The 22280-nt window shown below is 68.0% G+C and carries 22 protein-coding genes; 5 read left to right on the top strand and 17 right to left on the bottom strand.

Translation table 11 applies throughout. The features are described 5' to 3' along the window. Positions 1-372, top strand: a 372-nt coding sequence (locus NRK68_RS37075; protein WP_444465707.1) for a DEAD/DEAH box helicase family protein, incomplete at its 5' end; no start/stop codon positions are given. Positions 373-3630: 3258 nt separating this feature from the next. Here the strand turns inward: NRK68_RS37075 and NRK68_RS35290 are convergent. Together NRK68_RS35290 and NRK68_RS35295 are read right to left on the bottom strand one after the other, a co-directional pair. After that, positions 3631-4725: a lytic polysaccharide monooxygenase auxiliary activity family 9 protein gene (locus NRK68_RS35290; protein WP_183068873.1), complete on the bottom strand. Its 1095-nt coding sequence runs from the start codon at positions 4723-4725 to the stop codon at positions 3631-3633. 247 nt (positions 4726-4972) lie between these two features. Further along, positions 4973-5248 (bottom strand): hypothetical protein, encoded by a 276-nt coding sequence (locus NRK68_RS35295; RefSeq protein ID WP_257858275.1) that lies wholly within the window; start codon positions 5246-5248, stop codon positions 4973-4975. 122 nt (positions 5249-5370) lie between these two features. On the opposite strand from NRK68_RS35295, the gene NRK68_RS35300 reads away from it, so the two are divergent. Next, positions 5371-5517, top strand: coding sequence for a hypothetical protein (locus NRK68_RS35300; RefSeq protein ID WP_183068871.1), 147 nt, complete (start codon positions 5371-5373; stop codon positions 5515-5517). A 247-nt stretch (positions 5518-5764) separates the two neighbouring features. On the opposite strand, the gene NRK68_RS35305 is transcribed toward NRK68_RS35300, so the two are convergent. The 7 genes from NRK68_RS35305 to NRK68_RS35340 all read right to left on the bottom strand — a co-directional run bounded on the left by NRK68_RS35305 (position 5765) and on the right by NRK68_RS35340 (position 10707). Then, the gene (locus tag NRK68_RS35305) at positions 5765-6901 is read right to left on the bottom strand and encodes a hypothetical protein (protein ID WP_257858428.1); all 1137 of its coding nucleotides are present in this window, start codon (positions 6899-6901) and stop codon (positions 5765-5767) included. Positions 6902-7078: 177 nt separating this feature from the next. Then, the gene (locus tag NRK68_RS35315; RefSeq protein ID WP_257858276.1) at positions 7079-7513 is read right to left on the bottom strand and encodes a hypothetical protein; all 435 of its coding nucleotides are present in this window, start codon (positions 7511-7513) and stop codon (positions 7079-7081) included. Continuing rightward, entirely contained in the window at positions 7510-8280 is a 771-nt protein-coding gene (locus NRK68_RS35320) for a methyltransferase domain-containing protein (protein ID WP_257858277.1), read from the bottom strand. The genes NRK68_RS35315 and NRK68_RS35320 overlap by 4 nt, the downstream gene beginning before the upstream one ends. Beyond that, entirely contained in the window at positions 8277-9056 is a 780-nt protein-coding gene (locus tag NRK68_RS35325) for a DUF2071 domain-containing protein (RefSeq protein WP_257858278.1), read from the bottom strand. Before NRK68_RS35325 ends, NRK68_RS35320 begins: the two co-directional genes overlap by 4 nt. Continuing rightward, entirely contained in the window at positions 9053-9427 is a 375-nt protein-coding gene (locus NRK68_RS35330) for a metalloregulator ArsR/SmtB family transcription factor (RefSeq protein ID WP_257858279.1), read from the bottom strand. The genes NRK68_RS35325 and NRK68_RS35330 overlap by 4 nt, the downstream gene beginning before the upstream one ends. A gap of 265 nt (positions 9428-9692) precedes the next feature. Next, positions 9693-10274: a hypothetical protein gene (locus tag NRK68_RS35335; RefSeq protein ID WP_257858280.1), complete on the bottom strand. Its 582-nt coding sequence runs from the start codon at positions 10272-10274 to the stop codon at positions 9693-9695. Between the two features lie 235 nt (positions 10275-10509). Beyond that, the gene (locus tag NRK68_RS35340) at positions 10510-10707 is read right to left on the bottom strand and encodes a hypothetical protein (RefSeq protein ID WP_257858281.1); all 198 of its coding nucleotides are present in this window, start codon (positions 10705-10707) and stop codon (positions 10510-10512) included. Positions 10708-10952: 245 nt separating this feature from the next. Between NRK68_RS35340 and NRK68_RS35345 the strand changes: the two genes are divergently transcribed. After that, a complete protein-coding gene (locus tag NRK68_RS35345; protein WP_257858282.1) occupies positions 10953-11240 on the top strand; it encodes a hypothetical protein in 288 nt (95 codons plus the stop codon). A 90-nt stretch (positions 11241-11330) separates the two neighbouring features. Further along, complete coding sequence (locus NRK68_RS35350; protein ID WP_183068863.1) at positions 11331-12101, top strand: hypothetical protein; 771 nt, start codon at positions 11331-11333, stop codon at positions 12099-12101. Between the two features lie 8 nt (positions 12102-12109). Here the strand turns inward: NRK68_RS35350 and NRK68_RS35355 are convergent, their stop codons facing one another. Beyond that, positions 12110-12739: a UDP-N-acetylmuramate dehydrogenase gene (locus NRK68_RS35355; RefSeq protein ID WP_257858283.1), complete on the bottom strand. Its 630-nt coding sequence runs from the start codon at positions 12737-12739 to the stop codon at positions 12110-12112. Continuing rightward, positions 12736-12993, bottom strand: coding sequence for a hypothetical protein (locus NRK68_RS35360; protein ID WP_257858284.1), 258 nt, complete (start codon positions 12991-12993; stop codon positions 12736-12738). Before NRK68_RS35360 ends, NRK68_RS35355 begins: the two co-directional genes overlap by 4 nt. Before the next feature lie 399 nt (positions 12994-13392). On the opposite strand from NRK68_RS35360, the gene NRK68_RS35365 reads away from it, so the two are divergent. Then, positions 13393-14493, top strand: a complete 1101-nt coding sequence (locus NRK68_RS35365) for a hypothetical protein (RefSeq protein ID WP_257858285.1) — start codon at positions 13393-13395, stop codon at positions 14491-14493. A gap of 129 nt (positions 14494-14622) precedes the next feature. On the opposite strand, the gene NRK68_RS35370 is transcribed toward NRK68_RS35365, so the two are convergent. The 6 genes from NRK68_RS35370 to NRK68_RS35395 form a co-directional block, all read right to left on the bottom strand. Next, positions 14623-15051, bottom strand: a complete 429-nt coding sequence (locus NRK68_RS35370) for a hypothetical protein (RefSeq protein ID WP_183068859.1) — start codon at positions 15049-15051, stop codon at positions 14623-14625. 5 nt (positions 15052-15056) lie between these two features. After that, positions 15057-19781: a putative T7SS-secreted protein gene (locus tag NRK68_RS35375; protein ID WP_183068858.1), complete on the bottom strand. Its 4725-nt coding sequence runs from the start codon at positions 19779-19781 to the stop codon at positions 15057-15059. Next, a complete protein-coding gene (locus NRK68_RS35380; protein WP_183068857.1) occupies positions 19781-20425 on the bottom strand; it encodes a hypothetical protein in 645 nt (214 codons plus the stop codon). Before NRK68_RS35380 ends, NRK68_RS35375 begins: the two co-directional genes overlap by 1 nt. Then, on the bottom strand, positions 20422-20970 hold the full coding sequence (locus NRK68_RS35385) for an SseB family protein (RefSeq protein WP_257858286.1): 549 nt from the start codon (positions 20968-20970) through the stop codon (positions 20422-20424). Before NRK68_RS35385 ends, NRK68_RS35380 begins: the two co-directional genes overlap by 4 nt. Next, a complete protein-coding gene (locus NRK68_RS35390) occupies positions 20967-21398 on the bottom strand; it encodes an ASCH domain-containing protein (RefSeq protein WP_183068856.1) in 432 nt (143 codons plus the stop codon). The genes NRK68_RS35385 and NRK68_RS35390 overlap by 4 nt, the downstream gene beginning before the upstream one ends. A 279-nt stretch (positions 21399-21677) precedes the next feature. Beyond that, positions 21678-21842, bottom strand: coding sequence for a hypothetical protein (locus NRK68_RS35395; RefSeq protein ID WP_257858287.1), 165 nt, complete (start codon positions 21840-21842; stop codon positions 21678-21680). Positions 21843-22280: the final 438 nt, after the last annotated feature.

The following is a 22280-nucleotide window of genomic DNA, read 5'->3' on the forward strand; positions in this document are numbered from 1 at the left end:
GGACTGAGGGCTACGGTCATTTCCGCGTGCGGAACCGGGAAGACTTTCATCGCCGCCGCGGCGGCGCTCCGGCTGGCGCGGCACGGACGGGTTCTGGTGCTGCTGCCGACGCTCGATCTGCTCACGCAGACGGTGCGGGAGTGGCGGCTCGCCGGGCACACCGGGCCGGCAGTCGCGGTCTGCTCTCTGGAGGACGACCCGCAGCTGTGGCAGCTCGATGTGCGGACGACCACAACTGCCTCCTCCTCATATTTTTTTTATTCCCTTTCTTTTCCATATCCTTTTTTACCTCTTCCCTACTCACTCTCCCTTATCAACTCCTCTTCCCCCTCCTTCTCTAACTTTCATCCTCTTCCTACAAATCCATTATAAAATTCTACTCTTCTCCCCTCCCACAAAAAAAATAAAACCCTTTACTTCTATTTCCTTCTTTTTCTTACTTCCCCCTCCATTCTTACCACCCCTCTCATCTCCCTCACACCCATCCCTCCCCCCCCCCTTTACCATTCATGTCACTTTCCTCCTCTTACCCTTTCTCCTTCTCTTTCTCTTCTTAGTCCTCCTCCTCGCCTATTGATTATTCTCATCTTTTACTGTCTGATTCTTCTTCTAAATGATCTTCTCTGTTGACTTTTTATTGTATTCTAGTTACTTCTCATCTCACTTCTGTCCTTATTTTCGCAGTCATCCTACTTATCATGTGTGTTTTCACTCAGCGTGTTCGTAACCTTTAGATGTAGATAATCTTCCTGTTATTATCATCTCATTTCGTCAAATCAATTGTACAAACTCAACCAATGTATATTTCTAAATGCTACATCTAAAGCTCCAACATACTAAGATGTGTTTAAGCGTAAGAACTACCCGGTACAACACACTCTGTGATCCACGCTACTACACATCCGTTCATCAGTGTGAGACCATAATTCAGTATGTAATCTGTTTCACTACTGCTTTCTCTCCGCAAATCTTCTGAGTAAATTTTTCTCCTGCTTCCTCGCCGTCTGACATCATTTATCTATCTTCCTCTTACTGTAATGTGTGAGACGTAAATTCGTACTATCGACTCCGGCTTTAACATCACTTAACAGTTCCACCAACCCTATCACGAACGCCCGACATCATCCCATTTTAATCTTCTATTGTTGTCCGTCCAGACTCATTTCTTACGTGCCGCCACTGAGATACTTCCTACTACTTCTTTGACCACTCCTCGCTGCCACTCCCCTTTCCACTCTGTCCTCCTGTCCATATACTACACCTCAAACCTGCATGTATTCCTCGTGCTTGCTAATATTTCATATTCTTGCTAACACCTACCCTGCATGTAGTCCGCACACTACCTGAGTACCTGTCACCATTACGTTACTCTCAGTAACTAAATACCTACTGTTGTAACTCCTTTCCTTGTCTATGATAGCCTCTATCCTATCAGATGTGTACCAATACTTTACTACTAACCTGCGCGCACTAAGAGGGCGACGCGTCTCGAATTATTTTTTATTAAACGCACGCTAATGTACGGTGCTCTGTTAGCACACTACTCACTCGGGCTCTACCCCATGGTGAGCTAGTAGTCGACATTTGATCCAGAAGTACCATACGGCTGTCAGCTATGAACTGCTGTTCTAACTATGAAAGCAACCGGCCAGGGCAAGACTCGAGGCCACTACTGAAGTCGGCCTGTTTCCATGGCTCCGAACCGGGAAAAGCTCCCAGAAGACAAGTCTTTCGTCCGCAATTCTAGACGCCCTCGTAATTTCGTGTACTGGAATGGGCTAGCGAGAATCTCACGTATGTGTGTGTCGGACCGTGGAAATGCTGTGTGTGTGTGTGGTGTGAGCAAACGATGAGAATCGCGCACCGGTGAACACACGGAGCATCAGGCCTCAGGTCCGGACAGGGCGCCTCAGATGCGATAAGAACGATATATTTGCTGTCTTCTTGAACAAGCTGAGTTATGGTGTGAGAATGATTCCGGCTGCTCGCTCCGACTTCGACGACCCCCGCGGAACCCGAGCGCTCCATCGCGAAGTGGATCACTACCAGGTGCTCGCACACACACGCTGGGCAAGGACTGGCAGCCGGTGGGAGGCTCAGACGCTCAGCACACTCGCGTATCTACTCGGATCTAGGGGAGTCTGCGCGAGCTATACTGGAGGTCTCCACTGACTCTCGAGCATCGTCGAGGCCTCCGGGGCGCTTCACAGTGGTGTGTGAGGTGTAGGCACTGTCGGACCAATGAATCAGACGCGCTCGTCGAAGTTACCGAGCTCGAGAAGACCATAAGATGACCGCGAGTGAATGTGGATTGCCCTGGATCAGTAGCCTGGCGTGCAGCTTGTGTAGTGCAATGGATGGGACATAAAACGCACTCGTGAGCCAGGACTGTCGACGGCTCGTCTAACACGACGGAGCTTGGCTGCGTGGGCTAGACTAGCGACTCCATCCACGAAGGGAGCCATGCAAGGCCGACGTGGCAGCAGTGGCGCTATAGCTACTTCATTGGCACTCTCGTCCTAATGACTCGGTGCAAGAGTGGAACAGACGTGAAAACCAACAGTCCGCTCCGCCGGACTGAGCGCTCAGAGCGCGCTCAAGACGCTCGGTCAACGCGGACAGCGGAGAGAGCTATCGATGTATGAGAGATATAGAGATATATAGATGTGATCGAACCAGACTGGGAGAACCCGGGACCGAAACCGCCGTGGAAGTAGTGGAGCGGTTGCCGCCTCTCGCGCCTCACTGAACAGGTCCTCTCATAGTGATTCACGCCTCCTATGACCCCTGAGCGACCATGCTATCCCTCCGCCTCGCATCGGCGTATGAGATGTCACGACCGAGCCCCCCAGGCACCACCTCCCGTGTCGTGCCGAGAGATGTGACCCCGTTACCCAGACACCTCGGCGAAACGAGTCTGACACGCCGTCGGCATCGCCTCTCCGCCACGAGAAGGAGATCTCGCCCGGCGAACCGGCAGCACCGCCCGACACCGCCCGGTCACAGTCCAGCCGCGGCTCCCCGCGCCTACAGAGACCCGCACGCTTCGAGACCGTATGCCGCACCCCAGAATAGGGCCCCCTGCGCGGTGGCCCGCTACATCGACCCCGAGCGAGAACGCTCCATCATATCGCGCTCACACGCCCCACGCGCCGCGGCGCAGCGCCGCCCACCCGGAGGGACGCCCTTCCAGAACAGGCCCGCCACGGCTCCCAACCCGCTCGATCTCCATCGCGCGGGAACGCCTCACGAATCCCGCCCCGCGCCGCAGACCCCGCCCAGCGCTCTCTCCGTCTCTCACGCAAGAAAACTATCCCGCGCTCAGCGTCACCTCACCGTGTGGGCATCTGGGTCGGGAACCAGAAAGCCCGCCGCGACCGGCTCAACCAGGCGCAGCTCGCCGCACTCGCCGAACTCGGAGTGGACTGGGCGCAGTAGGAGCCGCATCGGCGCCCGTCCTGTCCGCGGGCGCCGCCCGGGGAGGCTGTCGGCCGGCGAACGCTCCGCGCGGCCACGGCTTCGGGCAGTTCCGGGGCCGGCACCCGCTTTCCTGCCGGTGTGGCGCCCGACCTGCTGCGGGCCGGTCGGGGCCCCCGGCCCGCACCGGCCCGCAGCACTCATCCGCGGCTGTCAGCGCAGGATCACGTCGCAGGTGGACAGGAAGAACTCGCCCGTCTTGCCGCCGTTCTCACCGTGCGGCGTGTCCGGGCCTCCGTGGCCGCCCCAGATGCCCACGATCGCCGCCCGCCCGGTCCGGCGCGGGAACGACGCGAACTCCCAGCTGGTGGACTCCGCCTCCAGGGGCGAGCCGTGTACCTCGACCAGGAACGGGGTCGGGTCCAGGTCGTGCCAGCTCAGGCCGTCGGCCGGGACCCAGTCCTCGCGGGTGAGGAACCACCGGTGGGACCAGGTCTCGCCCCAGTGGTAGGCCATGTAGTCGTAGGTGAAGGTCTGGGTGGGTGCCGAGGTGTCCAGCTCCGTCAGGGGCCAGTCCCCGAGGGTGGCGTCCGGTGCCAGGTCCAGGCCGCGGAAGGCCGGGTTCCCGGTGGACGCGAGCGCGCCGTCCTCGAAGAACTTGCGGTACTCCAGGTACTTCTGGGCGTTGTTCCAGGGGTAGTCGGCGAGCATCCTTTCGGCTCCCGGCAGTACCTCCTGCCAGTCGGTGCTGGTGTTGAGACGGCGCGCCTCGGCGCAGATCGGTGAGGAGTCCTTGTCCCTGATCGCGGCGCCGGCCCGGCTGCGTGGGTGGTTGGCCGTGCCGTGGCGCGGATCCGCGGTGGCGGTCCCGGACCTGAGGGGTGCCCTGCGGCGCGGCTGGCGCACCACCCACTTGGGGACGAAGCTCCGCTCCGAACCGATGGTGACCACGTTGGTGAACGGCGTGAACTGATCGCCCACCTTGGCGCGGATCTTCACATGGAACAGGTCCTGCGGTTCTTCGTCGCCCAGGTCCACCCAGTGGGAGTTGGACTGGAACCAGTTCCACGCCGACCAGTGCAGGAAGACCGTCTGGCGCAGCTCGTCGTTCAGCCACACCTCGTACATGCGCGGATAGGGCGCGTTGCCCTCGTCCCAGTCCGCCGGAGGCGGCCAGGATCCGTGGTCGGGGGCGTTCTGTCCGATCTGCCAGCGCAGGCTGATCCCGTACATCGTGTACTTGCCGTCATCGCGGTACCTGACCTCGGCACGAAGGTCAGACGGCGCCGTCGTGTTGCTGCTGCCCACTACGTCTCCTCTTCTTGGTCGAACCCGTCCCGCAGGCCGCCACCACGAAGAAACACACAACCCACAGTGACGACACTGCTACAGATAGTGACTGTAGATCATGCGGGCCTGCTCCGACAGACGAACATCAGCCACCCCACGAACCCCACGCCCGCCCACCACCCCCGGCGACCGCCCCCTCCGCGGGCGCGGTCGCGGAGGCTGTCGGCCGACGGATGCTGTGTACCGTCCCGGCTTCGCCCCGGTGTTACGAGCGGTCGGTCCTTCGCAGCGCGGGGCGCAGCAGGGCGCTCATGAGGAGGAGCACGCCGAGGATCTGCAGCCAGAGTCCTGCGCCCGCTGCGGCTGCGGTCTGGAACCAGCGGGCGGTCGGGGTGGTGGCCGGTGCGGTGCCGTCGGCGAGCCAGTACAAGAGCTGCCCGGCCGCGATCAGCACGGCGCCGGCCGCGAGGCAGCTCACCTCCCGGGCGCTCAGCGCCGGCCACCGGCCGGTCGGGGTCTGCCCGGTTGTGTTGTCCGCCATCGGCTCGTTCCCCTCTCCCCCTGTGTCGCGGGTTGCCCCCGGTACAAGGCCCGGGCCGCCTTCGAGGTCACGGCCGGAGACGGGGGTGAAGCCCGGCGCGGGGGTCAGGTGCGCGGGTAGTCGTGGCCCGGTGGCGGGTACTGCCGGCCGGGGAGTTCGGCGACGCCGAAGAGGACGATCCGCTCGAACTCCGACAGCTCCCCGGCAGGCCGGACCCGTCGTCGGCGGCCTCGTCGATCGCCTTCAGCAGGCGCATCGAGCGCTCCTGATCCGCCTTCGCCCGCGCCGAGGACGGCTGCCCCGGCACGGGGGCGTCCGGGTCGGGTTCGGCGGGCTGCGGGAGGTGCAGGACGCCCGAGCGCCACGCACCTGCCAGCACCGCGCCCCGGCCAGCAGGGTCAGGACCGTGCCCACGACCTCGTACCCGGACCACTGCGCCCACCAGCCCGCCGCGACCAGCACAAGACCCGCCAGCGCGCTGCCACCGGCCCGGCGCCGCCTGCCCGTCATCACCATCTATCTCCCCCTCTTCCTCGCGGTTCTTCCCCGGTCAGGCGCCGGGGGCCGTGCCCGCCTCGCGGGCGGCGTGCCGCTGGACTTCCTCCGAGGGCGCGACCAGCGGCCCGGCCGGAGGCGGGGCGGACCGCGGCCGGTGGACGGCGCCCCGGTACAGGGCGGCGACGCGCCCGCCGTGCCGCACAGGACCGACAGGACGAAGTCCGCCTGCGCCATGCCGAGGTGGCCCGCCCGCCAGGCGGCCGCGAACAGCAGGCCGGTCAGCAGAAAACCTTCGACCGCGATCCGGTCCCGGCCCGGCAGCGCCCACCAAGGCGCCCGCAGCCGCTCCCCCGCGCCCGCAGGGCCCGCAGGGCCCGCCGTCCGGGAGTCTTCGCCGTCACCGCGTACGCCCTGCGCCCCTGGCCGGTGCGGCCTGCTGCCGGTGCGCGGGTACCGCGGCCTCCGCCGGGGCCTGCTGGCCGGGAGCCGCGGCGGCGGGGGTGGTGGTGGAGCGGAGCGGGCGGCGGCCGCGGAGACCCGGGGCCGGGAGGCGGCCGGAGCGCCGGGTGGGGTGGTCAGGGAGGTGAGGGAGGTGAGGGTGGCATCGACGAGGCGGCCGACCAGGGCGGGGCCGGTGGCTTCCTGCCAGGAGGTGGTGCCGGTGGTGAGGCGGCCCAGGTGCTGGGCGACGGTGGCGGTGCCGTGGTGTTCGCCGAGCTGCTGCATGCGGGCGGCGAGCAGTGGCCAGGGGCGTGAGCCGATCAGGAGCCCGGCTTCCCGCTCCGGCAGGACCTCCTTGACCATGGCGACCATCTGGGAGTGCGCGGCCGGCTGCACCTTGAGTTGTTTCAGGGCGTGGGGCCGGTTGCCGAGGTCGCGGTTGCGGGGAACGGTCAGGCCCTCGGTCAGCGGGCCCCATACCCGCTTCGCATCCCAACCCGCAGGAGCGGGCGCGGAAACGGGCGCGGGCGCGCCCGCAGGGGCGGGTGCCGGAGCGGGTGCCGGAGCGGGGGCGGCCCACGGATCGGCGGCCTGGCCCGCCCGCGGTGCAGCAGCAGGCGCAGCGGCGGCAGGCCCGGTGCCCGGGGCGGTCGGCGCCGCGGGGGCGGACCCGGCCGGGCTGCGGGCGGGAGCGGCACCGCTCTGACTGCTCACCCGCCAACGCCACGACGCACCGCCGCGCGGTGTCGAGGAGCGTTTGGCCTACCACTCGGCGTTCGTCACCTTCCGTACCCCCGCCATCGATACCCTCGCCGTCAGCGTCCGCACCCAGCGACGGTGGGCAGTCCGTGGGGGGGGTGCTGGTCCGCGACGAGTGGCCGCGGCCCTGCCTCAGGCCGGGCCGGCCAGCAGGGCGCAGGCGAACACGGCCGTCACCCACGTCCACAAGAGGGCGAGTGCGAGGTGTCCGGCAGTGCGGAAGCGGTCTCCGCGCCATAGGGCGGGTGAGAAGTAGACGAACTGGAAGGCCCAGCGGGCGCCCCAGAACAGGGTCTGGCCCGCCAGCAGTGCCGTGCCGAGGGACGTGCCGGCCAGCAGCTCCGGGGCGTGGCACAAGGGCAGCAGACCGAGCAGGAAGCAGGTCAGGCCTATGAAGAAGAGGTGCGCGTAGGAGACCTGGCGGGTGAGCAGGCTGGTGACCGCGAGGTCGGCGGGCCAGTCGACCAGGCGGGGCAGGACGATGTGGAAAACGCCCATGGCGGTCAGGGCGAGGCCCACGAGCCGGAGTTGGGGCTCCAGGGCGAACACGGCGAGCAGGTGGTTCACGCGGGGCTCCACCGGAAGGCGAAGACCGTGACGAGGTTTGCGATCCGTGTTTCGGTGACGGTGTGCAGGCACGCGCCGTCGGCGAGGCGGAGCCACTCGCGGCGGGGCATGAAGTGCCAGGCCCCGGGGCCGAAGGCGGCAGTGTTGGACCCGTCGCGTAGGTGCTCCGCCATGACGAGCGTGCCGCCGGGTCGCAGGGTGCGGGTGATCTCCGCGAACAGCGCCTCCCGATCGGCCGCCCGGCGCAGTTCGTGGGCCGCGAAGACTGCGAACACGGTGTCCTGCGATCCGGTGGCCACGGGCAGCCGGGAAGGGCGGCCGGGCAATGTCCCGGGGCGCGGAGGAACGCGTCGGCGGGCACGGCGGATCGAACCTTCGGTGGTGAGCGCCGGGTCGTAGAGGTCGACGACGGTCTGGGGGGATCCGGGGTGACGGACGGCCAATGGCTGGCTGATCTCGTCGAGACCGGTCGACAGGACGAGATGGTCGCCGGGGCCGTCCGGCAGAAGGCGGGCCAGCCAGTCGAGGGAATACAGCTCCGAGTGGTCGTACACCCACCAGCAAGCGGCCGTGCTGCCCAGGAGCAGGGCGGCCGCGGTCAACGCGCCCGTGCGGGCCAGGGTGGCCGGGACGCGTGGAAGACGCGGTGCGAGGGCGAGGCCGCCGGCCACGACGGAGAGCCCGCCAGCGTACAGGGGCCAGTTGTACCCGATCACCTCGCGGACGCCGGACGGCCGCTGGGGCGGCGGGATGGTGGGCGCGCTCACAGGGCTCCCCCGTCCAGGGCCCGCCGGCAGCCGCGCTCCCAGCCGTAGTCCAAGTTGCCGACGTGGAAGGCGTTGGCGAGGACGGGCTTGGTTCCGGCGAACGGTCCGTGGTCGAAGAAGGTCAGGGTGGGGACGTCGACCGCGACGGGGACCGGATCCCACTGCGTCCGGGTGGCCTTGACCACGATCACCGTCCGGGTCTGCGGCTCGTACTCGAAGGTGTAGGGGAGAGGGCCCGCGTACCGGCGGGCGTCCTTGGCGCTCGCGAACGGACTGCCGTCGGGGAGCGGGGCGGGGATGTCGGCCAGGTCGGCGCGGACGTGGAGGTCGGCGATTCCGTCTGCGCTGACCACCTTGAACTCGAGAGTCCGCCCGACGGTCCGGGTGCCGATCCGGGCGAGGCGGTAGTTGTAGCGGGAGAAGAGGTTTCCGCCGTGGACCATCATCCGGTGGTCGGTGTCGCTGCGCAGGATGCGCAGGCCGCGCATGGTGCGGCCGCCGGGGGTGGAGAACCGGGTGAAGATCCGGTAGCCGGTGAGGATGAAGTCCCGGCCGAGAGCGGCGGGCAGGAACGACGGGCGCAGTGCCCGGGTGTCGACGACCGCGGCGGCGACGAACCCGTGCTCGGTGCCGTCCGCGTCACGGTAGGTGTCGAGCGCGAGCCCCGGCGGGACCAGGGGGGTGAGCAGCTCGGGCGGCAGTGCGTAGGTGAGTACTAGGGAGTGCGCGAACGACGTCCGCATCGGCAGGGGGTGGCGTTGCAGCAGGTGTCTCATGCGCCTGTCCGCTCGTCCGTCGTGCCGGACGGTGCGGCGGGGGGCTGACTTCCGCTGGCCTTGCGCCACTTGGTGTGGCGCAACACCACCTGCTCGGGGCAGACGGCGCTGAGGAAACGTCCGATGTGCATGGCAAGCCGTTCCTCGGCGAGCGTGTAGAGGATGCGGTTGCCGACCCGTCGTTCGGTGACCAGGCCCGCCCCTTTGAGCACCCCGAGGTGCCGGGAAATGGACGGCGCGCTGATCGCGAACCGGCTCGCGATCTCCCCGGCCGAGAGCTCGCCGTCCCGTAGGTCTTCCAGGATCTGACGCCTCGTGGGATCGGCCAGCGCCCGGAACGCTCCCGTCTCGTCCTCGCTTGATGTGTCCATGTAGAAGAATTTAGCAGATTAGCTAAATACAAAAATAGAGGGTGGTGCTCACACGGCGGCGAACACCCCACTCCTTCCCGCCGTCACCACGCGCGCCCGGGCCCGCGCCCACTTCCCCGCCTGCGCCGTGCCTCATGAAGAGCGGGGCTCACCTGATGCTTAGGGTGCGGGGATGACTGTCCCCGAAATCGTCCCTGTCGCCCATGAGCCGGATTACGAACGAGCACCATCGGCCGGTTCAGTGGCGGCCAGTTTCTGGCTTCGGTCACCTCTGCGTTCGCGGCCACGGGGCAGGGACAGGTCGTAGGCGAGCGTCGAACCGGAGAACCACACCGGCCGGGACCCGCGGTCCGCGCGGTCCCCGGGGCAGCGCGACCGCGTAGCCGCCCAGGGCGCCGTCGTCACCGTGGCGCTCCCGCACGCGCAGGCCGGCGTCGCGGAGCCGGTCGAGGAAGTCGGCATCGTCGTGCGCGAGCGCGGCCGCGATGCGGACGGTGCGCTGCAGCACCTCGCGAGCGGTCTCGGCCAGGCCCCGGCGGGCGGCTTTCGCCGCCTCGCCGGTGGCGGGGCGGCGGCGCGCGGTCCGGTCCAGGGGTGACATCGGCGTGAGGCCCCGGCGGGCTTCGAAGACGCGGACGGCAGTGTGCATCGCGGGGATGTCCCCGCGCAGCCGGGGGTGGCGGCCGTCCTGGCGGGCGAGGGTCGCCGCGATGTGGATGTGGTCGCCTGCGTGCCGTACCGCGACCCACCGGCAGGCGTGCTCATCACCGCGGGCGGCGATACCCGCGGCGTGCACCATCGCGGTAGCGACGGGTGCGGTCGCCGGCGTGGTTGCGGACCGAGACATGCCACACGTGCTCGGCCGGACGCGGGCCCCGCAGCCCTTCGACGGGGGCGTCCAGGAGCAGGACCAGGCCGGCGAGCGACATCCGGCCGGGGTCGCGGGCCGGGCAGGGCAGGTCCAGGTCCAGGTCCCAGGCGGCGATCAGGTGGGGGCCGGTGTGCTCGTCGCGCTCCCCGGAACCGAAGAGGTACTCCAGGAACTCGACCGTCTCCGACCCGCCCCGCAGCTTTCTTCGGCATCACGACCGCGGACGCCTCTCCCGCATCACCCCCACGGCCGGCGCATCCACCCGGGCCACCGCCGCCAGGGCCCGCGCCACCACCTCGGCGGCTGTGACCGGACCGCCGGCGGCGGGCGGGCCGGTGGCAGCCAGGGCGCGGAGCGCGGTGACGGTCTCCCGCAGCTGGGCCCGTGCCGCGATCAGCTCCCGCAACACGTCGCGGCGTCCCGGGAGACCGGCACCAGCGCGTGCTGCGCGACCGCCATCACCTGACGACCCGCCCAGGCGGCGGACGCCATTCCCTCCCGCCCCGCGGCCGTGCGGACGACCGCAGCTCGGCCGGGCTGAACGCGACGCCCACCCGCTCCGAGCGCCGCTCCCCTGCCTGGCGTTCACGACGCCGACCATCTTCGTGCTCGCCGTTCCACGGGCCTCCCACTGCGGACTGGCAGGCTGATCCCGTGATTACCGCAACCGCAATGCAGCGGATCCGTACGGACCGCGCCACCATGATGCAGTCCCTCCAGGCGTGGCAGAACGCGCACGCTGCGCTGTCCGACTCGATCGCGGCCGCGCTCCCTTACGGCTACAGTCCCGTGGACGTCGAACAGATCGCGCAGGCTCTGTCGTGGAGCACGGAGGGCGTCGAGAACGCCCGTACCGACTCGCTGTGCCGCGCTGCTGGACACCCTGAGGAATGCCCTGAGTGCTCACCCCTGGTCCAAGGCGGAGTCATCCCCCTCGGGTGATGCCACGTACCCGTGCGCGCAGGCAGGGCCTGTGGGTATCGGTTCCGAAACTCGGCACGCCGGTCGGTCCGTTGCTCCTACGCTCGTTCCATGACCTGGGACGAAGCTCATGGAACGGTGAGTCGGGCCTTTGACGACTGGCGCAAGACCGATGCGGAGAACCGAGCGTTTCTGAAGCTGACGGCCCAGTGGTCAGCGGAGGCCTACGAGCGTCAGTGGAAGCAGGCCGAGGATGCCCTGAGCGAGGTGTTCGACCCGGAGATCCACGACGGCGACGAGCACGTCGACATGTTCCACGACGCGGTAGGAGGCCTTTGGCCGTTCTCCCACCAGTGGATGGTGGAGGCCTCGGTCTTGAAGAACGGCGTGACGGCATTCGAGGTCTACCTCGAAAAGGCAGCCCAAGAGGTCATCGAGGGCTGGAGCGTCACCGTCGACGGCAAGCCGGGCCCTCATCTGTTGCGCCTGAAGACTCCGAAGGGGTTCACCTCCCCGGGCTGGAAGACCCTGGTCACCGCGCACACCGTTCTCGGAAGCGCCGTCGAAACACCAGACGTCGAGTGGGCCAGGGACCTCCGGCACCTCCTGACCCACCAGAACGGTGAGCTACGCGACGACGAAGCCGTGGAGAAGTTCCGGGACGCTGATGCCGAGGACACCGCAGACTTCCCCCACGACGCCCATGTCGGCGGACGGGTCCACCTCGGGGTAGAGCGGGTCGTCGGTGTGCTGGACAACCTTGCTTCCGTCGTGCGCCATGCCGACGTGGCCGTCCACGCCTACGTCTGGGGGGCCAAGCGTCACACGGTGCCACTGGAGGAACTGCACGCCGCGAAGTGCCTCGATCTCGTAGCCGAGTGAGTGGCCGGTCACACCGCAACGGGCTCGGCCTGTAGACGTACGCCTGTGGCCATGCTTACGTGGCCGGCCATCGTCGCCAACGCGCTGTGGAAGCTGTGCGCGGTGGCGCCGGGCTGGGCAGTGAGCGTCAGCGTGCGGTGGGTGGAGCAGGAAACCCCGCAGGTGATGGCGGCGCCGGGCCGGTAGCCGCAGGCCTCCAGCAGCCAGCCCGCGCTGGCCCGCCAGGTGCCCAGGGGCATGCGGTGGACGGGGGCGCCTTGGCTGCGCAGGTTGCGGGCCTGGTGGTCGGTGACGGTGGGGTTGAGGAAGCAGGAGCCGGCCTGCCGGTGGTCGTGGCCGGTCTCGGGCAGAAGAAGTCCTCGGGCGGCGCGGTCGTGGAGTACGGCGGCTGCCGCTTCGGTGAGCGGGGGCCTGCTGCCTAGCGGGGCCCGGAGTGCTGTGGCGAGGTGCTGGTAGGTGACGGGGGCCGCCGCGGTGGAGGGGGTTAGGTGGAGGGTGAGGGAGAGGATCGTCCCCCGGCCGGGCTGTCGTTTGGCTCGCTGAGGCCGTGACCCGCAGGCTCGCGGCCGAGCCCGGTTACGCGACGGCGCTTCACGGCCCGCGCCGGTGGACACTTCCTGGCTGCGGGCCGTGCTCAAGGGCGGCGGACGGCGTCCGCCGCGATCGCCGCCAGTGCGATCGCGACGGTCGCCCAGGTGATGTCGCCCTGCGTGTTACCGGTCGCGATCCACACGCCGAGGCCCGAGCCGGTGACCGTTCCCAGCCTCGACGCGAGGTGGCCGTCCTTCACTAGCTTGCTCACCGGTGGAACGGGGAGGGTCACCCGCCGCCAGCGAGGAGCGGCTTCAGGGGCGTTGAGCGCGGGGTCGTCGAGATGCTTGTCGAAGGACATGAAGGATCCTCTTTCCGCTGGTCGGTGACGGCGCAAAGCCGCTGAAGGGGGCGCCTGGCGCAACTCCACCAAACTGCGGAACCGGGACCGGTATTCTTGGCCTAAGCGGGACAACCAGGGATTACTGGGGGGTAGTCAATGCCTCGTTCGCGTCCGTTGGATCCGTCCAAGCCGCTGGAGGCGTTCGCCTCCGACCTGCGCCGACTGCGCGACTCCGCTCCGGCGCGGGAGTACAGAACAGGCGTTCCGGAGCCCGGCGAGGGCAAGAAGCCGGAACGCTCTCGGATGCCCGCACCCTTCGGTGTTGACCAAGTCGTCGCGAAGTACGGTGTGGGCCGATCGACTGTCTACGCCGCCCTCAGTGCACGGCGCCTTCCGTCCGTCACTGTTCTACGGGCCATGGTTCTCGCGTGGTCACCCGCGGGCGAGGCGGCGATGTCCGACTGGATGAACAGGCGCCGCGAAGTCGAGGTGGCGCTCGCGACACCGGCGTCCTCGCCTGCGACCGGGACGTCACCTGCTCGAAGCGCGGATGAGCAGGGCGCGCAGCCGACCGTGCTTCGACCCCCTCCGGAGACCCCAGAACTCCCCTCACCGGATCCGTCGTCGCCCACGGTCGCTGCCCCGGCCGCCATCGCCAACGAGGTCAGAGAACTCCACCGGGCAGCAGGCAGCCCCTCTGTGCGGGCCATCAGTGCGGCTATTCTCGCCGACCCGCGCAGCGCCGACATCAGTCCGGAGACGGTACGACGAGTCGTCGCGGGCACGAGTGCGAGACCCGCCAGCGTCTTGTCGGTCGTCAGGGCACTCGCGGACATCGGAGGTCACGACGCTGCTGCGGCCGAAGAGAAGGCGAAGCGGCTCCAGGACCTCGAGGAGCCGCCGGGTGACCGAGGTTCCTCGGAGCCCCCCGCCGTGAGGGGAGCGAACGGCGTGGATCTGAGGGGGGCCGTCATCCACGGGCTGCAGCTGACCGGCGGCGACGGCCAGACCATCGATCTGCGCCATGCGGTTCTGCACGACGCGGTTGTGTACGCCCGGGACCAGCAGACGCTGCACGTGACCGGCAGCGCTGTGCAGAACGCCTCGGTACACACCGGAGACCAGCAGACACTCCACATGACCGGCAGCGCTGTGCAGAACGCCTCGGTACACACCGGAGACCAGCAGACACTCCACATGACCGACAGCCCCGTGCAGAACGCCTCCGTACACACCGGAGACCAGCAGACACTCCACATGACCGACAGCCCCGTGCAGAACGCCTCCGTACACACCGGAGACCAGCAGACACTCCACATGACCGACAGCCCCGTGCAGAACGCCTCCGTACACACCGGAGACCAGCAGACACTCCACATGACCGACAGCCCCGTGCAGAACGCCTCCGTACACACCGGAGACCAGCAGACACTCCACATGACCGACAGCCCCGTGGCGGAATTCAGTGACCGAGGCCGCCTGATCCCCGGCGGCCCGCCCGCGGCGATCCCCGGGTGACGGAAGTCAGGCCCGACGTCGTGGTCGCCCGGACCCGGGGCGACACCGTGTTCGGTGGGGCTGCGGAAGGGACTGCGCCGGCGGTCCCCTCCACCCCACGTCCCGTCGCCCCGCGTCCTTATGGCGGGTTCAGAGGCGCGGGCTCCTCAGCGGTGGCTCCGCCCCGCCCCAGGAGAAGGCGTAGGGGTCCGCGCCACCCGTGTACGAGCAGGTGATGCCGATATCGGGCAGGTCGAACTCCTCGCGCAGCCACCCGTCCACGGCGAGGGCGGCGACCTCCGGCCGGTAGTCGGCCAACGGGAAGTCGAGGGAGACGATCTGCAGGTGGACACCGTCCGGATGCCGGGTGCGCAGCTCGTCGGCGCGGAGCGCGATGACGAAGGAGAGCCACGCCAGGTCCTCCCAGTAGATGCCCGACGCCGGCAACAGGAGCCGCACTCCTCGGTGGATCCCCACGGAGGGAGCCGCCGTCTCACCGGGTGACACGGCCTCGGCCGAAAGATCCGCCGCCAGTCCGCCGATCGGACTCCTGAGCCGGTACTTGAATCCTCGAATCATTTCACTCAATCCACGAACTTGAGAAGGTGGAAAACGCCTCGGCTGAAGTAGTTCTCGACTCCCATGCCGGTGGGACCGCGAACGTAGTCGAAATTGTGCGGCTGCGCTCCCGCCTCGCTGTACAGGCGGCTGTGTTTCTCGAAGAATTCGTCCATCTTGTCAGGCGTCATCTTCGTGATGTCCACCTTGTTCATCATGTTGAAGTCGTCCGCGGACACCTTGAATGTGAGGATCTCCACCTCGATGTCCCGTCCGCGGAGGCGTTCCGCGTAGCGGACCGCTTCGTCCAGCGTGCCCCAGGAGTAGACTCCCTCGCCCCACTGGCCTCGTGTGTCCGCCTCCGGCCAGGGGTTTCCGTCACCTCTCAGCCGGGTGGCGTTCGCGGGGTCCTGCACCGTGTGGAACTCGTGATAGTCAGGTGCGAGTCCCAGGTGATCGGTGGCCTGGAGAGGGTTGGGCACGTATGCCGAGGGATTCGGAGACGGCGCGAGGCCGAGGGGGTCAGCGCTGAGGTACCGGCCGACTTCGGGATCGTAATAGCGCTGACAGTTGTAATGGATTTCGGATTCCGGGTCGAAGTACTGACCGGCGAACCGCAGGGGCGTGTAGGCCGACGCATCCCTGTTCCACGCCGTGGCCCCCCACAGCGTGGCCTGCGTCCGCCAGCAGATCCGGTCCTCTTCGTCGATCAGCTCCGTAGGAGTGCCGACGAGGTCGCTGACGATGGCGAAGAACCGTTCGTCGATCACCTCCTGGGATGTTCCGTCGCGTAGGACACGTTCCGTCTGGGCGAGCGGGCGCAGGGCCTCGTGATCCCAGGTCAGGACTACGGTCGGAGCCGCGGCGTCGGCCGCTGTCGTCGTCTGCTCGCACAGGAGCGTGCCGTCCCATGTGAAGGAGACCTGCTCCACGGCTTCGTCGCTGTCGGGCGCCAGGCGCTGCTTGCCGACGCGGCGGCCGAGCGGGTCGTAGGAGTACCGCCACACTGTGCCGTCGGGCGTGGTCACCCGTGTCAGCCGGTCCTCGGGATCCCACTCGTAGTGCCAGGTGTCCGGTTTCGCGGAAAGCCGGGCCTTCTGGCGCAGGACGACCCGGCCCAGTTCGTCGTGCTCGTACCGGACCCTGCCCGCCCGGGTGAGGGTCGTGCCGGCGTAGTGCCGTTGCCCGGTCGCCTCCCGGCCCGGATGGGTGGCCGGCCAGGAGGCTTGGGTCTGGTTGCCGCTCGCGTCATAGACGTAGCGCTCGGTCCACGCCTCGGCGGTCACACCGGTCACGCGGCCCACGGCATCCAGCTCGAAGCGGCGGCTACCGGAGAGCTGGTCGTCCATCGCGACGAGCATGCCGTCGTCACGATAGGCGTAGGACCGGTGCTGGAGGCTCCGCTGCGCGCTCGAAACGAGGTGGTCCGTAAGGCGGCCGTGTGTGTCGTAGGTGGAGGCGAAGGTCAGTCCGTCCCCGATGCGGCGGACGGTCTCGCGCCCGGCGGCGTCCCTCTCGAAGGTCAGCGTCCTGCCCGCGGTCGTGAGCTCCGTCCGTCGGCCCATCGCGTCGTACGACCAGGAGCTCACGGCCCCTGAAGGGGTCGTGCGGGAGACACAGCGGCCGAGTTCGTCGTGGGTGTAGGCAATGGTGCGGCCGTTCACGGTCTCGGCCTGGAGGCGTCCGTGGCGGTCACGGAGGTGGGTGACCGTGGCGTCCGGGCCGACGGCTTCGGCGAGCTGCCCCGAGAGGTAGTAGGTGAAGGTGGTGACCGTTCCCTGTACGTCCTTGGCGATGACGCGGCCCAACTCGTCGCGTTCGAAGCGGATCGTCCGGCCTGAGGCGTCGGTGCGGCTGGAGAGCCCGCCCGTCGCGTCGTGGGTGTAGGTCAGCGCGCGATCGTCGAAGTCCGTCTCGGATATGAGGCGTCCCGCGGGGTCGTACCGGTAGTCCCAGCTCTGGCCGGCGGGGTTGACGACCCGCGTCAGGCGCAGCTCGGTGTCGTGGTGGAACTCGTAGCGTGCTCCGTCGGGTCCGGTTCGGGCCGCCAGGAGGTCGAAGTGGGTGTAGGCGAATCGGGTCACTCCGCCGACGGCGTCGGTGTGGGTGAGGCAGTTGCCTTCACCGTCGTACGTCCATGACTCTTCGCTGCCGTCGGGGCCCGTTCGGCGGCTCAGTTTGCCCTCGGGCGTCCACTGGAACCTGGTGGTGGCCCCGAGCGGGTCGACCAGAGCGACCGGTCGGCCGAACGCGTCACGCTTCACGAGCGTGGTCGCGCCCGTCGGATCGGTGACCTCCACGGTCAGCCCGGCAGCGTCGGTGCGGATCCGGGTCGTATGCCCCAAGGCATCCGTCACACCCGTGCTGTGGCCCTTCTCGTCGTACGTGTAGCGCGTGGTGACACCCGCAGGATCGGTGACCGCCGTCCGGTTGCCGCGCTCGTCGTGCTCCTGCACCGTCGTCGTGAGGTCGGGGTGGACGACCTTGACCGGCAGCCCGCGATCGTCGTACTGGACGGTGGTCTCCTGCCCGTCCGGCCGGACGGCGGATGTCAGCTGGCCCTTCTCGTCATAGGTGAAGCGGCTGGTGCGCCCGAGGGGGTTCGTGCGGGAGAGGAGTCGGTTGTAACGGTCGCGCTCGAAGGTGGTGACCGCGCCCAGCGGATCGATCTCGGCCACCACGTGGTGGGCGGCGTTGATCAGATACCGGTGGACGGCGCCGGTCGCGAGGGTGGTCGTGGTGGCCCGCAGTCCGGTCGCCGGGTCGGGCGCGGCGTAGTCGATGCGCAGTGCGACGTGTCCCTCCGCGCCGCCTTCGGCCACGCAGCGGTCCTGGTCGTCGTACTCGTAGTCGTAGCGGCTGCCGTTGGTGTCGGTCCACGAGGTGACCCGGGCCCGGTCGTCGTAGGTGAAGGCGAGCGGCTTGCCGGAGGAGTTGAAGACCTCGGTCAGATTTCCGCTGTCGTAGCCGTAGCGGCGTATCTCCTGGTCGCTGCCGTCCGGTGCGGCGCCTGCCAGGTGCAGGGCGGTGATACGGCCTGCGGCCGTCGTCAGCACGAGGCGGTACCCGGCACTGTGGACGATGTTTGTGGGGCTGCCGTCGGCGGCGTACTCGAAGGCGATCCAGTTCCCGTGCTGGTCGTCGATCTGGGTCAGTGGCGCCAGGCCCGTACTGCTGGGGGTGAAGTGCCATACGCGGCCGGTGTCGGGGTCGCTGATGCGGTAGTCGTCCCCGGCGCGGTCCAGAGGCCTGCGCGGGCCGTGGCTGGGCAGGACGGGTACACCCGGTGCGGGGTGCGGGTAGGCGAGAAGGAGGCCGTCGTCGCCCACGAAGACGACTCCTTCGGAGTCGATCTCCAACCGCTGATCGGCGGTGGACGACCAGGACGGGCCGAACCAGCGGCCCGCCCGGTAGTCGGATGCCACCCGGCGGCGGAAGACCAGCGGCAGGACGCCGGGAAGCACGACGTCCCGCTGGGGCAGGTACATCACGCCGGTCGCGAGGTCGATGGGGTCCGTCGGACCGTTCTCGACCGCGTCCTCCGTACGCGAGGCCTGGGTCGGTCCGTCCGTGCCTTGGCGGGCGGCACTTCGGGCGGCGTCGTCCGCACCGTGTTTGACGCTGTTCTTCACCCCGGCGCTGATGAAGGACTTGACGCCGCCGGCGCCCTTGGTACCGAGGAGTTCGGGGACGAGGCGTCCGAGGAATTCGGAGGGGTCGCCCTTGGCTGCCTCCCAGGCGTTCTTCAGGGCCCGGTCGGGGTTGGCAGCGGTGGAGACCAGCCCGGCGAGGGTCAGGTTCACGTTCTTGTAGTACTCGGCCGGGTGGGTGAGGTTGTACGGGTCGAGCGCGTTCACCGACCGTACGAAGTTGACCAGCCCGGCGGCGCCCTTGACGATGCCGCCACCGAAGTGCATCATCTCCACGCCCTGCCCGAAGGCGTAGTCGGCGAGTTCGAGCTTGGCCTTCTCGCGACCGGTGGGCTCCTTCGGGGCGTGCGCCATTGCTGCGGTGACGGCCGCCTTGGCCGTGTCGGCGGCCTCCGTGCGGGCGCTGCGGGCGGCCTTGAGGATCTCCTGGGCGCGCTGGCGCTTGTCCTTGGTCGGGTCGGTGAAGTCGGCCGGCCGGGGAAGCGGGTTGTCGCTGTTGCGGGCGTCGTTGTAGGCGTCGACCTTCTTGTTGTGGGCGTCGGCGGCGGTCTTGTAGTCCGCTTGCGCCTCCTTGTAGAGGTCGATCGCCTCGCGCGCCTTGCCCTGGGCGGTGGTGACAGCGGTCGAGTACGTTTCCAGGGCCTTGGCTGCGTTCTCGAAGGCGTCGGCGGCGTGCAGCCAGTCGGTGGGCAGGGTCTGGAAGTTCTCCCGGAAGCTGTCGGCCGCCTCGCCCTTCCAGTGCGCGGAGTCGAGTTTCTTCATCCCGGCGCCGACCAGGTCGAACGCCTTCTGGAAGTCGCGAAGGTTCTTCACCGATTCGGCGATCTTCGACGGGTTGCCGTGGACCAGCTCGTTGGGCTCCTCGGTCTGGCCGAGCTGCTGCTCGCCGACCTCCGCGCCGAGGGAGGAGGCGGTCTCGTCGCCCCAGTCCTCGACGGAGTCGGCCCAGTCCTCGGCTCCGACCTTCTCCAGGCCCCACCCGACCGCGTCGGTGGTTTTGTCTATGCCCTCGCCGACGAGTTCCTTGCCCTTGTCGATGCCCTTGTCGACGAGGTCGATGCCCTTGTCGAGGCCCTTGCCGAGGTCTTCCCAGCTGACCATCAGTTCTCACCCCACCGCGGCTGCTCCGCCTGCTCGACGGCGCCCTGGGAGGGGTCGAACGTATCGCGCATCTCCTGGTCCATCCTGCCGCGCAGCGAAGGATCGAGCAGGCCGGTGCGCTGCATCGAGTCCAGCTGCGCGTCCATGACGTCGTAGCCGGTGTCCTGCCAGGTCTGCTTGACCTCCTGATGGGCCTGGCTGAACGATTCGGCGCTGTAGTCCGGGTTGTCGATCATCGTCTGGGTGCTGATCTTTTCCCAGCTCATCTTCTTGACCTCGTCCTCGGTCAGGTGCGGGTTCCCGTTGACCGAGTTCACGGCGATCTTGAACGAGTCCTTGACGTACTGTTCCTGCTCCGCGTACGCGCCCGCCGACAGTCCCACCCCCTTCGCGAAGCCGTTCCCGCGGATGGTCAGCGCCCGCACGCCCCACTCCCAGCGGTCGCAGAACGTCTTGAACTCTGCCGTCAGCCCCGCGTCACCCAACTCCAGCCCGGACAGCGCCAGGTCGGAGAAGCCCCGGCCGGTCGTCGCCTGCCCGATCATTCCGAGGTCCTTCAACTCGGCGTGCGCCAGGTCGATCCCCGCCGCGATCTCCGCCAGCGCCTGCGCCGGCGCCTCCAGCCCCGCTTGTCCGCCGCTCACTGCCCAGCCCCCTCGAGATCGACCGCCACCGCATCGGGCACCACACCGGAGACCGGCGGGAACAACATCCCGCCCTCACTGCCCGCGTCCAGCGCCACCCCGCCCGGGCCCGGCAGCATCGGAACCATCACGTCCAACAACCGCGCACCGAGCACCGTCCGGTACGTCCACTCCCGTGCGGCGTCCCCGCGTGCCCGCGCGAACGCGGCCAGCGCCTCGTCGTCCGAGAACGCGCAGATCCACCGCACGCCGTTCAGGTCTGCGGTCCACATGCTGTCGTGCTCGTCGAACGGCACCAGGACGGACGTCCGCCGGAACTCCCCGAGCAGTACGGCGAACTCCCGCCGCATGGCGGACACCGCGGCGTCATCCGATTGCCGTGGCAGACGGTTGCGCGCCGGCGCGGGCACTGCTGTGCTCGGCGGCGCTTCCGGCTCGGCGGGCGGCTCGTGCGCCGCAGGATCACGCGGATCGTCACTCGCTGCCAGATCGGCCAGCCTCAGACGCCCGCTTGGTGAAGGTATGTGCTCCCCGTTATCACTCACCGTTCGGATTCTGCCACGTTGATCTTCCATTCTGCGTAGAGGTTCCGCGGGCGGACGATTCCCGGGACGCGGGGTGGCGCACTGGCCGGCCCCACCGCGGGCCAGCTGCGGTTCTCCACGGCCTTGCCGTGCAGCAGGGCCCAGGCCCACGGCTGCCGCATGGTGAGCCCGCGGACCTCCGTGGTCTTGGCGGCGGCCTGGTGTCGGCAGGTGCCGTAGAAGCAGGGCCCGGCCTGCGTGAGCCAGTCCGGGTGCGTCAGGCGGCACCAGAGTCCAGCCCTCGGCGGCCTCCCGCGGCGGTCGGCGAGCTGGGGGACGAACGTCTTGTACGCGTCCTCGGCGAGCAGGCCGGCCTCGGTGACGTAGGCGGAGCTGTGGGCGCACCCTGCCGGGTCGAAGCGCACCCAGTGGTCGCTGGAGTCGGTCACCGGTTGCCGCCTGTCGCCGGGCGACGCTTCTCCTGGAGTTCGCGCAGGTGCTCGTTGTGCCGCTGGACCTCGAGGGCGGCGACCTTCTCGCCAAAAGCGAGGGCCTCCTCCACCGTGTGCTGGTGGACGAGTCCGGGCCCGATCTCGCTGAGGTAGTACCAGGTCCCGTTGCGCCAGACCTTCTTGGCGTGGTGCGCTCCGTCGGTGATTGCCCAGCGCTCGTCCAGGTGGGCGGCGCCCCCTCGATGGTCAGCTCGCCGTACCCGCCGCGGTCGTGTGTCATCGGGATGCGGAATTCGCGGACGAGGTGCAGGCGGCGGCCTGGCTCGCGACGTGGTGGTGGAGTTCGCGGATGATGCCGAGGAGGCGGTCGGCGTCGGTGCGGGCCTGTGCCATGAACTCGGCGTCGTGCAGGAGCTGGCTGTAGTCCTCGTCGCGCTCCATGTGGCGTGCTCGGGGATGTTGTCGATCGGCTCCTCGTCGAGCCGGACCTGGTTCCGCCACCCCCGCGGCCGCGACAAGAACACATCATGCTTGCGGGCCTCACCTCACCACCGGCAAGCCCGGCCCGCTCCCCCGGCGTCAGATCACGCCGGATCGCCCGGTGCAGCGTCGAATCGACAGAGGTGGACCGCCCTCGGTCAACAGATACGACGGGGGGAACTATGTCAAGGAGGCGTTGACGGAGCGTGCTGGGGTGCGAGTCTCTGTCCGGCACTGGTTCCTGCAAGTCCCGCGGGGACACCTACGCCAACCTGATCATCAGCATGCACGACACATCGTTCCGGACGCCACGAACCAACACCCGATAGCACTGGACACACCGGGGTGTCGCCGTCGAGGGCCGGGTCCGGGGTGGGGCTGTGGGGGTCGCTCAGGCGT

The sequence above is a fragment of the Streptomyces yangpuensis genome (assembly GCF_024666385.1).
In the GTDB taxonomy this organism is placed as follows: Bacteria; Actinomycetota; Actinomycetes; order Streptomycetales; family Streptomycetaceae; genus Streptomyces; species Streptomyces yangpuensis.

Bases quoted from the DNA above. Each gene is read 5' to 3' on its own strand.
- NRK68_RS35295 (WP_257858275.1), bottom strand. From the start codon at position 5,248: ATGGCGGACAACACAACCGGGCAGACCCCGACCGGCCGGTGGCCGGCG.
- NRK68_RS35325 (WP_257858278.1), bottom strand. From the start codon at position 9,056: ATGAGACACCTGCTGCAACGCCACCCCCTGCCGATGCGGACGTCGTTC.
- NRK68_RS35330 (WP_257858279.1), bottom strand. From the start codon at position 9,427: ATGGACACATCAAGCGAGGACGAGACGGGAGCGTTCCGGGCGCTGGCC.
- NRK68_RS35335 (WP_257858280.1), bottom strand. From the start codon at position 10,274: ATGTCTCGGTCCGCAACCACGCCGGCGACCGCACCCGTCGCTACCGCG.
- NRK68_RS35350 (WP_183068863.1), top strand. From the start codon at position 11,331: ATGACCTGGGACGAAGCTCATGGAACGGTGAGTCGGGCCTTTGACGAC.
- NRK68_RS35360 (WP_257858284.1), bottom strand. From the start codon at position 12,993: ATGTCCTTCGACAAGCATCTCGACGACCCCGCGCTCAACGCCCCTGAA.
- NRK68_RS35365 (WP_257858285.1), top strand. From the start codon at position 13,393: ATGGTTCTCGCGTGGTCACCCGCGGGCGAGGCGGCGATGTCCGACTGG.
- NRK68_RS35370 (WP_183068859.1), bottom strand. From the start codon at position 15,051: ATGATTCGAGGATTCAAGTACCGGCTCAGGAGTCCGATCGGCGGACTG.
- NRK68_RS35375 (WP_183068858.1), bottom strand. From the start codon at position 19,781: ATGGTCAGCTGGGAAGACCTCGGCAAGGGCCTCGACAAGGGCATCGAC.
- NRK68_RS35395 (WP_257858287.1), bottom strand. From the start codon at position 21,842: ATGGAGCGCGACGAGGACTACAGCCAGCTCCTGCACGACGCCGAGTTC.